This is a genomic window from Burkholderia sp. 4M9327F10 (assembly GCF_005503145.1).
Lineage (GTDB): Bacteria > Pseudomonadota > Gammaproteobacteria > Burkholderiales > Burkholderiaceae > Paraburkholderia.
In genome coordinates this window covers 17,411-28,866 of record NZ_SCNV01000084.1, presented here as the reverse complement: position 1 = coordinate 28,866, position 11,456 = coordinate 17,411, and the positions used below count along the sequence as shown (strand labels likewise).

7 protein-coding genes are annotated in these 11,456 nt (G+C 62.6%); 5 read left to right on the top strand and 2 right to left on the bottom strand.

The window, feature by feature from the left end; all coding sequences use genetic code 11:
• Positions 1 to 1,029 (top strand): DUF3418 domain-containing protein (locus tag FFS45_RS38240; RefSeq protein ID WP_249363101.1); only part of this gene is annotated, 1,029 nt, incomplete at its 5' end.
• Between the two features lie 195 nt (positions 1,030 to 1,224).
• Here FFS45_RS38240 and FFS45_RS38235 read toward each other — a convergent pair.
• A complete protein-coding gene (locus FFS45_RS38235; protein ID WP_137959826.1) occupies positions 1,225 to 3,684 on the bottom strand; it encodes a YadA-like family protein in 2,460 nt (819 codons plus the stop codon).
• Between the two features lie 562 nt (positions 3,685 to 4,246).
• Between FFS45_RS38235 and FFS45_RS38230 the strand changes: the two genes are divergently transcribed.
• The 4 genes from FFS45_RS38230 (at position 4,247) to FFS45_RS38215 (ending at position 10,513) form a co-directional block, all read left to right on the top strand.
• Positions 4,247 to 5,266 (top strand): beta-propeller fold lactonase family protein, encoded by a 1,020-nt coding sequence (locus tag FFS45_RS38230; RefSeq protein WP_137959825.1) that lies wholly within the window; start codon positions 4,247 to 4,249, stop codon positions 5,264 to 5,266.
• Between the two features lie 206 nt (positions 5,267 to 5,472).
• Positions 5,473 to 6,306: an EI24 domain-containing protein gene (locus FFS45_RS38225; RefSeq protein WP_137959824.1), complete on the top strand. Its 834-nt coding sequence runs from the start codon at positions 5,473 to 5,475 to the stop codon at positions 6,304 to 6,306.
• Positions 6,307 to 6,325: 19 nt separating this feature from the next.
• The gene (locus tag FFS45_RS38220) at positions 6,326 to 7,129 is read left to right on the top strand and encodes a molybdopterin-binding protein (RefSeq protein ID WP_137959823.1); all 804 of its coding nucleotides are present in this window, start codon (positions 6,326 to 6,328) and stop codon (positions 7,127 to 7,129) included.
• A 423-nt stretch (positions 7,130 to 7,552) separates the two neighbouring features.
• A complete protein-coding gene (locus FFS45_RS38215) occupies positions 7,553 to 10,513 on the top strand; it encodes a GH92 family glycosyl hydrolase (protein WP_137959822.1) in 2,961 nt (986 codons plus the stop codon).
• Positions 10,514 to 10,737: 224 nt separating this feature from the next.
• Here FFS45_RS38215 and FFS45_RS38210 read toward each other — a convergent pair whose 3' ends face one another.
• A complete protein-coding gene (locus tag FFS45_RS38210; RefSeq protein ID WP_137959821.1) occupies positions 10,738 to 11,202 on the bottom strand; it encodes a rhodanese-like domain-containing protein in 465 nt (154 codons plus the stop codon).
• Positions 11,203 to 11,456: the final 254 nt, after the last annotated feature.

Genomic DNA, 11,456 nt, shown 5'->3' with positions numbered 1-11,456 from the left:
GGGCAAGACGGTGCGGCGGGGCAGGGAGGCGCACAAGGCGGCAACCTGCGCGGCGCGGCGGGGGCCGGCGCCGGAACTGCTGGCTCACGCGAGGCGGGAGCGGGCCGTGCCGCGCGAGGACCGGGAGGCGTACCAGTCCCTCAGACCGTTTCGGCAGACGCGCCGGCGACAACCGCACTCTACGAGAACCTGACGACGTGGAATTTCGGCAAGCTTCCCGAGCTGCTGGAGATCCGCCGCGGCGGGCAGACGCTGTTTGGCTATCCAGCGCTGGTGGATCGCGGCACGCATTGCGATGTCGAGGTGTTCGACTCCCCCGACGAAGCCGCGCGCATTCATCGTGCAGGGCTGCGGCGGCTGTTCGCGCTGCAACTGAAGGAGCCGATCAAGTATCTGGAGAAGAATCTCCCCGGCCTGCGCGAGATGGCGATGCAGTTCATGCCGCGCGGCACCCAGGAGGAACTGCGCGACCAGTTGATCGATACCGCGCTCGATCGCGCCTGCCTGCAGGACCCGCTGCCGGCCGACGACGTCGCGTTCCATACGCGCCGCGACGAAGGGCGCAGCCGTCTGAGCTTGCTCGCGCAGGAAATTGCCCGGCTGGTGGGGCAGATTCTCAGCGAATACGCGAGCGTGACGAAGAAGCTGGTGCAGGCGAAGTCGTTTACAGCGGCCCATGCTGACATGCAGAACCAGCTCGATGTGCTGATCGGCAAGCGCTTCGTGATCGACACGCCGTATGCGCAGCTTGCGCACTTCCCGCGTTACCTGAAGGGGATCGTGCTGCGCGTCGACAAGCTCAGAGCCGATTCGGCGCGCGACGCGCGGCAGTTTGCCGAGTTTCACCCGTTGCTGCAGAACTATCAGCGCGCGCTGGCGCAGCGTGGTGGCGTGATGGATGCGCGCTTGTCGGAATTCCGCTGGCTGCTGGAGGAGTTGCGGATCTCGCTGTTTGCGCAGGAGTTACGCACGCCGATGCCGGTGTCGGTGAAGCGGTTGTACAAGGTGTGGGAGTCGATGCAGCGGTGAGTGTCCTGCGGCGCGGACCTTGGACGTGCGCTGGTCCGTGGCCCACGGGTGCGGGACGCTGCCACGCCACGCGTCACGTGCATAAAAAAGACGCGACATCGACTCCTCCGAATCGGTGCCGCGTAAAAGATGCAGGTCCGCCCGGACCTGCATCCACTCGCTGCTCCCCTCTATGAAGCGGGGCTTGACCTCCTGTTACCAGTGCATACCGGCGCCGATCGACGCGCCGAACTGACCGCGCGAATCACTCGTGCCTTGCACCTTGTAGACCCACTTGCCGGTCTCGGACAATTGCGACACGCCAATCGCGACGGCCGACTGGCCCGCATACGTGCCACCCGCGATTGCCACCATGCCGTGACCCGGCAGGACTGCTTGCGGCAGACCGGCTGCGGCCAGCGCTGACGCCGTACCACCGTAGGAGTCGCGGCGTGCCGAACGGATCTGGTCGTCGGTGTAGCTGTTGGCCTGACCGACGGCGCTGCTCATGCCCGAGTTCAACTGATTGACGTTGACGGCATCCGTGCCCTGCACGCCGGGTGCGACGTTGGTGATCTGGCGTTCGTTGCCAACCGAGCCGACCGATACCGTGTTTGCGCGATCAGCTACCGAGCCTTGGCCCAGCGCCACGGAGTTGTCGGCGCTGGCGCTCGCCCCTGCGCCGAGTGCCGTGGTGTTGTTGCCGCTCGCGACCGAGTTCGCGCCGACAGCGACAGCGTTCGTGCCGCTTGCCTGAGCGTTCGCGCCGGCGGCGACCGCATAGGTGCCGGACGATTGCGCAGCTTCGGTGCTGGTGTCGCCGTTGGCGCTGAAGAACGGGCTGGCGGCACCCGGCGCGATGTTCTGGATCGCGCCGCTAATGGCGGCTTCCATCTGGCCGAGATTGACTGCGTCGGTCGCATCCACGCCGGCGGCGACGTTGTGGATGACCGTGCCGCCATCGCCGCCCAGCGTGACGCTGTTCTTGTTGGGCGAGCCGTCGTTGTTGGTGTCGTACATCACGGCGCCGTCGACCTTGGCTGCCTGGCTGGCGACGGCGTTCAACTGCGCGAGGTTGACCGCGTCGGTGTCGGCGGTGCCGGCGGCGACGTTGGTGATCTGGCGTTCGTTGCCGGCCGAACCCACCGAGACGCTGTTGGCGCGATCGGCGACCGAGCCTTGGCCCAAGGCGACCGAGTTGGCGGCGCTGGCCGTGGCCTGGCTGCCGATTGCGGTGGCATTCTGCGCGGTGGCCTGCGCGGAGGAACCGATAGCGGTGCTATATGTTCCCGACGCGACGGAGTTCTCGCCGGCTGCTATCGCCTGATCCCCTGAAGCAGCTGCGGCGCTGCCGATTGCGACGGACCGGTCGCCACTGGCGCTGGCGTCGTCCGACCCGTCAGCGGGGCCGTCTGCCTTGAAGTAATGCGCCGCGGAGGCGGTGCCGGCGGTCGCGGCGGTCAATTGGCTCAGATTGACGGCGTCAGTGGGATCGACACCCGGTGCGACGTTGGTGATCCGGCGTTCGTTGCCAGCCGAGCCGACTGACACCGTGTTGTCCGCGTTTGCCAGGGAACCTTGGCCCAATGCGACGGAATTGGCGCCGGTGGCGCTGGCCTGCGCGCCGATGGCCACCGAGTTCTCAGCCGTGGCCTGCGCGCCGTAACCGAACGCAGAGGCGTAGGTGCCGCTCGCCAGGGCATTGACGCCGGCGGCGACCGCTTGTGCGCCGGTAGCCGCGGCGTCGTCCGAGCCATCAGCGAGGCCGTCGGCCTTGAAGTAGTGCATGGTGCCGCTACCGTTGATGGTGTCGACCTCGTTGCTGATGGTGTTCATCTGGCTGCCGATCGTGGTGACCTGGCTGCTGATGTTGTTGACCTGACCGCTGATCGTATTGACCTGGTTATTGACGTTGCTGACTTCGGCGTCGACCGCGCTTAACTGGCTGACGTTGACAGCATCGGTGGAGGCCGAACCGGCGGCGACGTTGGTGATGCGCCGTTCATTGCCAGCGGAGCCGACCGAGACTTCGCCTGCTGCGGTGGTTGCTGCAATGGCGGTAGCGCCTGGACCGTTCGGTGTGTAAGCCGTCGTGGACAGATTGGCTTTTGTGGTCGAACCGGCGCCGAGTGCGAGGCTGTTGGCGGCCGAGGCCGTTGCGCCGTAGCCGATTGCGACAGAGTTCGTCGTAGACGCCATGGCGGAGGAACCCACTGCTGTCCCTCCGGTACCGGTGACGACGGATTGTGTGCCAACCGCCGTCGCCGAATCCGCCATCGCCTTTGCGGCTGTCCCGCTAGCGAACGAGCCGACCCCGGTCGAGAACGTATTGCTGCCGATGGCGACTGAGTTCGTATTGGACGCGAACGAATTGCTGCCTAAAGCAATGGAATTTTGCTCGCCGGCGAATGATCCATCGCCAACTGCGATAGCCTCTTGCGCGTTAGGCCCTACGAGTGCGGCGGTGCCCACTCCGTTTGCATTGAAATACAGCGCCGCCGCATCGGCATCGGCATGCGCCGCCGTCCCACCCATCAACGCGACTCCCGCCAGCACGGCCTGTGCCATCACCAACCTGCGCGACACGCCGCGCCTCGTCTTTGTGCGTGCCGTTTCCGACGTCGCCACCCAGGCGCCCGTCGCTTCATTCCAAACCGATTTGTAAATCCTGTTCATTCTTAAGGGAACTCCGCGGTATGACTAGCGTGGTCGGCGTGTAAATGCATCGGCTCCGGCAAGGCGCCATCACCCTATATATCGCGCACAAAATCTGACATAACGACCGCGGTCATTCCGTGTTGATTGTTTTGCCTGAATTTTTTGGGTGCGTCCGGATCCGATGCATCACGCCTTTGTATCCACAAAGGTTAAAGGCATGGGCGATGATCGACGCGATTGTCTGGTGGGAGGGGTGTGGCCCGATATAAGTGAATTCTTAAATTGTATATTTGCGTGTATTTCTATTTATTTGTGTGTAAATAAAGGTTTTAAAACAGGATGAATAGAGAATATTCTTAAAAATTCTTATTTATATCCGCGATGACTGAGAGTGTGACTATTCGTCAATATGTAATTTATCTATGGAGTGTGAAATTTCTTGATTTTTCAGAACAAAACGGACTGACCGCAACGATCCCCGCCAGTTTGAGTTCATCGCTCGCTCCGATACCCGACCTGCATCAACCGCGCATGCTTACAAACGGTCTACAATGCCCGCTGTTCCCTGAAGTGAGTTTTCATGCGCAAATTTTCCCTTCGCGGCCTGAGCCTCGGCGCCGGGTTCGCTGCAAGCACGGCGCTAGCCGTCACGGCAGGCCTGTTCGCGCCGGCTGCCCACGCCAACAACGTGATCGTTCTGAACTCCGGCGAGGCCACGCTCAGCCTGATCGACCAGGCCACGCACCAGGTGGTCGGCACCGTGCCAACCGGCAAGGAGCCGCATCATCTGATGGCGACGCCGGACAACAGCTCGCTTATCGTCGCCAACTCGGTCTCCAACAACCTGATGTTCGTCGACCCGAAAACCGGCAAGGTGCAGCGCTGGGTCGAGAACATCGAAGATCCGTATCAGATCGGCTTTTCGCCGGATAGCAAGTGGGTCGTGACCACGGGCCTGCGGCTCGACCGCCTCGACATCTACCACTACGACGGTCGCGACATGACGCTCGCGAAGCGCTTGCCGCTTGCGGTGATGCCGAGCCATATGGCGTTTTCGAACGACAGCAAAACCGTGTTCGTTACGCTGCAGGTGTCGGGCGAACTGGCCGCGATCGATCTCGCCACCCAGCAGGTCAAGTGGAAGATGAAGGTGGGCAAGGTGCCGGCCGGCCTATGGATGACGCCGGGCGATCAATATCTGCTGGTCGGCATGACCGGCGCGGACTATGTCGCGGTGGTCGACTGGCGCAGCCAGAAGATCGTGAAAACCATCCAGACTGGCAACGGCGCGCACAACTTCCGCTCGCTCGCGGACGGCAAGCACGTCGCGGTATCGAATCGCGTCGCCAGCACGATCAGCATCATCGACGAAACGTCGCTCACCAATGTCGGCAACATCACCGGCCTGATGGCGGGTCCGGACGATATGGAGCTGTCGGCTGACAAGCGCTATCTGTGGGTGACGTTCCGGTTTGCAAAACACGTCGGCATCATCGATCTGACCACCCGCAAGCTGATCCAGACCATCGCGGTCGGCCGTTCGCCACACGGCATCTACTTCTACGACCGCGCGCCGGTCACGGCGCCCAATGGCGCCTGACGAGGGTGCCTGACGAGGGCGCCTGACGGGGTGCCTGAACATCGCAGCCCGGCGGCCCGCGCCGGGTCTTTTTCCCTTCTTCCGCGCCGCCGGTGCTACCGGCGGCACGTCCCGTGGTTTATCCTGTCCAGATCCGGCACCTGTTGTGCTGAATCTTTCGCGGCTTTCCCTGGTCACATCGTTTCGTTCACTCGCATCGACCTCGCATGAATGATCTGTTGCGCTCGTTCGGACGCGCGCTGGCAAGTGCGCTTCATCCGCGCATGCTTTGGCTGACCTTCCTGCCGTTTTTCGCGGCAACGGTCGTATGGGGCGTGGCCCTGTGGTTTTCCTGGCAGACGCTGATCGGCGCCACGCGCACCTGGCTCGAGGGCTGGTCGTTCACCAACACCGTTTACCATCTGTTCGACTGGCTCGGTTTTTCCTCGCTGCATGCGGTGCTCGCGCCGTTCATCGTGATCGCCATGGCTATCCCGCTGATCGTGGTGACGATCCTGCTGCTTATCGCGACGCTCTCGATGCCCGGCGTGATCCGCCATCTGTCCGCGCGGCAGTTTGCCGGCCTGGAGATGCGGCGCGGCGGAACGTGGTACGGTAGTCTCGGGCAAGCGCTGTGGACGACACTGGTCTGTCTCGTGTTGCTGATCGTTACCTTGCCGCTGTGGCTGATTCCGCCGTTCTTCGCGCTGATTCCGCCGCTGCTGTGGGGCTGGCTCACCTACCGCGTGATGACCTACGACGCACTGGCGCTGCATGCGAGCCGCGACGAACGGCGCGCGCTGGTGCGGCGTTACCGCCTGCCGTTGCTGCTGATCGGCGTGGCGAGCGGCTTGCTCAGTTCGCTGCCCACGTTGCTGTGGGCGTCGTCGGTCTGGCTGATTGTGCTGTTCCCCGTCATCACGGCGGTGACGATCTGGATCTATGCGTTCATCCTCGTCTTTTCCGCGCTGTGGTTCGGCTATTACTGTCTGCGCGCGCTGCAGCGCATGCGCGCGGAAGAGCAAGGCGCCGGTCAGGCGGCGCCGGTGGTTCCCTTCTGAATTCAATTGAGAGGCCGCAATGGCATTTGGCGTCATTATTATCGGCGACGAAATCCTGTCGGGCAGGCGGGTCGACAAGCACCTGCCGAAGGTCATCGAACTGCTGAGCGCGCGCGGCCTGTCGCTCGGCTGGGCGGAGTACATCGGCGACGAACCCGAGCGCATCACGGCCACGCTGCGCCGCACGTTTGCCTCGGGCGACATCGTGTTCTCGACGGGCGGCATCGGCGCCACGCCGGACGACCACACGCGCCAGTGCGCAGCGGCCGCGCTCGGCGTGCCGCTCGAACTTCATCCCGAGGCGGCGGAACTGATCCGCGAGCGGATTCGCGACATGCACCCGGCCGGCTCGGCTACGCCGCCCGACCTCGATTCGCCGGAGAACCGTCACCGGCTCAACATGGGCACGTACCCGCGCGGCGCCTCGATCATTCCGAACGGCTACAACAAGATTCCGGGCTTTTCCGTGGCCGATCATCATTTCGTGCCCGGTTTTCCGGTGATGGCCTGGCCGATGATCGAGTGGGTGCTGGATACCAGGTACGCCCATCTGCATCACGCCATGCCGCATGCGGAGAAGTCCTTGCTGGTGTTCGAGCTGCCGGAATCGACGCTCACGCCGCTGATGGAAAAGATCGAGCACGACTTCCCCGGCGTGCGAGTGTTCAGCTTGCCGAGCGTCGGCGATGCCGAGCGCGGCGGCATCTATGCGCGGCGGCATATCGACCTGGGCGTGAAGGGCGAACCGGAAGCCGTCGCTGCGGCGTTCGTGAAGCTGCGCGAGGGCGTTCATCTGCTGGGCGGAGATATCGTCGAGCCGTAAACGGCGATGCCGTGGCGCGCGTTGCAAAGAGACGGACTGGTCATCATCGCATGCTGGTGGCCAGGACCGCCGGCCTCTAGCCCATACCTGTGATCCCAACCGGCACTCGCGGGAATAGTCCGCGATGCATGCGGATTTTCGTAAATCTCCCTTGTCCGTTGCATGGGCTCGTTTTCTCAATATTTGTTAAATAGAATGCGTTATGCATAAGCGCATGGCGCATGCCAACCTGATTTATCCGATTGATCTGATTAATCGATGTTTTGGTGGGATTTTAGTTTGTTTAGTAAATTCAAATAAACATTAATCGGAAATAGACAATTGGTTGACTCGATTTGAGGGCGTCGTATAGCATGGTCTTCAGTCACTGGGTCATTGTTAAATAGATGATTCGGATGACTAAACAATATTCAGGAGACAGCCATGCCCGGTTTATACCGTCTTTCGGTCGCTCTGATATTCATTGGTGCTCTGGCGGGTTGTGGTGGAGATGGTTCCGGCAGCCAGTCCGGCTCTGCGGGTGCAGGCAGCACCGCAGTAGCGGCCAACCAGCTTGGCGGGACGGCGCAGAGTAGCGCCGGCGGCAGTTCTGGCGATTCAAGCCTCGCCGCTACAGGTGACGACGCGCAAACACCTGCTGCCGATCACTTCGCCATGCGTTTGACCCAGTACGTCAATCCGCTAATCGGCACCTTGGCCAGCAACTCCCCGAATCCGGTGCCCGCGGGGCAAGCCGGCAGCGTAGTGCCCGCGGCGGGCCTGCCCAGCGGCATGGTGCAGTGGGCGCCCGATACGAACACCACGCCGGCTCCGTCGAACAGCGCGGAACCCGGGTCGCCGGCCGGTTACTACTACGACATCGGTTCGATCCAGAGCTTCAGTCTCACGCATATGAGCGGCGCGGGCTGTTCCGGCAACGACGGCGAATTCCCGGTCATGCCCACGCTCGACGCGAGCAAACCGCTCGCACAAACCTTTAGCCACACCAACGAGAAGGCGGTAGCGGGGGCCTATTCGGTGCTGCTCGACAACCAGGTCAAGGTCGAGCTGACGGCAACACTGCGCACCGGTTTCGGCCGCTTCACCTATCCGGATCAGCAGCCGTCGACTCTCGTGCTCAATACGACCTATACGAACACGCAAACGGGCGTGGCCGGCTCGGTCACCCAGGTGGACTCCCGAACCGTTTCAGGCAGCACCACCGGCGGACATTTTTGCGGCAATGCAACGAATGTCCCAGTGTACTTTTATGCGCAGTTCAGCAAGCCATTTACGACGACGTCTTCATTTACGAATGGCGTTGCCGTCATGAATTTCGGTAAAGGCGGGACTGTGCTCATGAAAATCGGTATTTCATACGTGAGTGCCGCCAATGCCAAAGTCAATCTCGAGAGGGAAAATCCGACATGGGATTTTGATGGCGTCAAGGCGGTGGCCGATGCGATATGGAACCGGCGCCTTAATACGATTCAGGTCAGCAGCCGGGATAACACGGCCCTGACGAAGTTTTATACGGCTTTCTACCATGCGTCATGGGCGCCGAGCGTATTCAGCGATGTCAACGGCCAATATATCGGCTTCGACCAGAAGGTCCATCAGGTCAGCGCGGGCCATGCCGCGCAGTACACCGCCTTTTCGGGCTGGGACATCTACCGCTCGCTGATTCCGCTCAAGGCCACACTGTTTCCTCAGGAAACCAGCGACATGGCGCAGTCGCTCGTGAACGATGCGGACCAGTGCGGCGCAATTCCACATTGGGTCAATGACAACGTCGAAGACGGCGTGATGCCCGGCGACGCGGGATCGCTGATCGTGGCGGGCGCATACGCATTCGGCGCGCGGGCGTTCGATACCGCGGACGCCTTGAGCCATATGATCCAGATGGCCAACATTCCCGGCACCGCATGCAACGGCGTGACGACAAACGGCGGGCGCGCCAGTTATCTGCAGTTCGGCTATATCACGAGCGGCGAATGGGGGCAGGCATCGTCTACGCTGGAATACAACAGCAGTGACTTCGCGATTTCGCAGTTTGCCGGTGCACTGGGTAACCCGGCCATCCAGAAGATGCTGCGCGGCCGCTCGGCGTACTGGCAGAACCTGCTTAACACCTCGTTGACGCCGCCTCTGATCGCCGGACGCAACTCGGACGGCAGCTGGATTCCCGAGACCCAGAGCAGCACCGACAACTACGTGGAAGGCAACGCGGAGCAGTACACGTGGATGGTGCCGTTCAACCCGGCCGGACTCTTTGCGCAACTGGGCGGAAATACGACGGTCGTGTCGCGCCTGAACACGTTCTTCACGGTGTTGAACGCGGGCACGAGCCTGCCCAATTTCTACATGGGCAACGAGCCGACCTTCGAGGTGCCGTGGATGTATAACTGGGCGGGCTCGCCGTCGGGCACACAGAACGTCGTCCAGCAGATCATGGCGAGCGCTTTCGGCACAGGGCCGAACGGTTTGCCCGGCAATGACGACCTGGGCGCGGTGTCGGGATGGTATGTATGGGGCGCACTGGGCCTCTATCCGGAGATTCCGGGTGTCGGTGGCTTTGCGATCGGTAGTCCGCAATTCTCCGCCATTGACGTTCATCTGGGGAACGGCAAGACGCTGCGTATCAGGGCCCCTGGCGCACCCACCGCGAACTACGTGCAAAGCCTGAGCGTCGACGGCAGCGCCCAAAACAGTTCGTGGCTCACGGTTGACGCGCTGGCCAATGGGGCGACGCTGAAGTTTGTGATGGGTTCGTCACCGTCGCAGTGGGGCGCGAGCGCCGCCGACGCGCCGCCTTCGTATGGCGTGCCGGTAGCGAGCAGCGTGGCGGATGCCTTCAACAACCATGGAATCAGTGTGGACGGCAGCACCGATACCGACGGGCTGGGCGCGGATTTCGACGGCTCGCTGTACAGCTACTCCTCGCAGGCGTTGAAGGCCGCGGGCGGGGCGCAGGGCCAGCCGTTCGTATTCGATGGCGCGAGCTTCATCCTGTCGGGCGGCCCGCTCGATAACGCCGTTGCGGTTGGGCAGACCATCACGATGCCGCCCGGCACCCGCGGCAGCGCGCTGGTTCTGCTAGGTTCGGCCAACAACGGTCCTGGTTCAGGCGCCGCGCTGGTGACCTATACCGACGGTACGACCACACCGTTCACGCTGGCCTTCGACGACTGGACTCTCAATGGAGGAAGTGCCGCGCCGGTGGACCCGATCGCATTGACAACCGCGTACCGCAATGCAGGGGACGGTAGTAACAACGCCGTCAAGACCTATCTGTTTGGGGAGAAAGTGCCGTTGACACCGGGCAAGGTCGTGGCGAGCGTCACGTTGCCAAGACAGGTGAGCGCCGGCAAGCTGCACGTCTTCGGTATCGCTGCCGCACCCTAAGTGGATTGGGCGCCTGCGGCCTTCCGGGCGGCGCCCAATCAGCGAAGCGGCCACTCGCGCCAGTTGAGCGAGCCGGCCGCCGCATCATCGCAGTGTCACATCCCGCGCCGACGATGCAGTTGGTGTGTCGTCGGCGCGATCTGTTTCAGGAAGATTGTCTTAAACGCGGATCACCCTGAGCGCGCCCAGATTCATCCAGCTAGCGTCTCCATGCGGGCGCAGCCTTACGCGCCGATCCACGGCAGACCGCGAAAACACCAGCCCGAGACTGTCTTCCGATGCCCCTGGCCGTCCTTGTCGCCTTCAAAGCCTTCCAGCAGGTCGAACGCCTTGGTAAAGCCGGCTTGCGCCGCGACGACGGCTGCGAGCTTCGAGCGCGCGGCGCTGCGGCACAGAAACAGCACGGGCGTATCGGTCGTCGCGCTGGCGCCCAGTTGCTGGACGAATTCCTGATTCGGCACCGCGCCCGGATAACGGGTCCATTCGACATGCGCGTACTGGCCGTCGCCGACCACCGGCCGGCCGACCCAGTCGAGCTCCGCGCGGGTGCGCACGTCGATCAGGCGGGTGCGCGGATCAAGTTGCAGGAGCTCGAAGGCCTCGGCGGGCGACAACGCGCCCGCGTAGGGCAACTGGTTCTCGATGCGGCGCTTTTCGGCCTGGGCATACAACTGTTCGAGCGTACTCATGACAGCAACTCTCCTTCGGACCAAATGATTATTCTAGCGCGGCGGCCCGATCGTGCGTGCTGGGCCGGCATGGCGCAACGCGCCGGCCGGTTGCGCGCAAACTGCGCCAAAGAGGTGCAAAATGGATTGAATGCCCCAAAATGGGGATTCAATCCGGCGAGCCTTTCGGGATTGCCCTATGATGGTGCCGGTGTTTCAGGAAAGAGGTCTCGTTCACGCCCGCCGGGGTGCGAGGATTCCCCGCAAACGCGCGT

Coding starts and splice junctions, on each gene's coding strand:
- FFS45_RS38220 (WP_137959823.1), top strand. CDS start 6,326: ATGGCATTTGGCGTCATTATTATCGGCGACGAAATCCTGTCGGGCAGG.
- FFS45_RS38230 (WP_137959825.1), top strand. CDS start 4,247: ATGCGCAAATTTTCCCTTCGCGGCCTGAGCCTCGGCGCCGGGTTCGCT.
- FFS45_RS38210 (WP_137959821.1), bottom strand. CDS start 11,202: ATGAGTACGCTCGAACAGTTGTATGCCCAGGCCGAAAAGCGCCGCATC.
- FFS45_RS38225 (WP_137959824.1), top strand. CDS start 5,473: ATGAATGATCTGTTGCGCTCGTTCGGACGCGCGCTGGCAAGTGCGCTT.
- FFS45_RS38235 (WP_137959826.1), bottom strand. CDS start 3,684: ATGAACAGGATTTACAAATCGGTTTGGAATGAAGCGACGGGCGCCTGG.
- FFS45_RS38215 (WP_137959822.1), top strand. CDS start 7,553: ATGCCCGGTTTATACCGTCTTTCGGTCGCTCTGATATTCATTGGTGCT.